The following is a 328-nucleotide window of genomic DNA, read 5'->3' as shown; positions in this document are numbered from 1 at the left end:
TGGTAACGTAAGTTAAGATTAGTACCATTGGATTGAAAGCCCAGTCGGTCAAGTTGGCTACTGGAAGCTGTATTTCTGACAGAAGAAAATTGAGAAATACCAGTGTAGTTGAATTTCATACTGTCATTACCAGTTTGAGGCAGAAGCCTTTCTGTTCTAAAGAAGGTATCGTGCTGTTTTTTACTATAGCTGACAAGGTAGTCAATGTCCGACATATCTTGTTCATAGCCACCTCTAGTTGGAAAAATCCATTCATCATTAAGACGATTGACTTGATAGTAGGAATTAAGCCCAATCTCAAGAATCGAGAAAATCAAAGTGAAGACTA

General features: G+C 37.8%; 1 protein-coding gene. It reads right to left on the bottom strand.

What is annotated here, in order from left to right; translation table 11 throughout:
* Window positions 1–328 (bottom strand): YfhO family protein (locus FH871_RS35365; protein WP_171063049.1); only part of this gene is annotated, 328 nt, incomplete at both ends.

Origin of the sequence: Larkinella sp. C7 (assembly GCF_006149005.1) — a bacterium.
GTDB lineage: Bacteria > Bacteroidota > Bacteroidia > Cytophagales > Spirosomataceae > Larkinella.
This window is presented reverse-complemented; position numbering and strand designations above follow the sequence as displayed.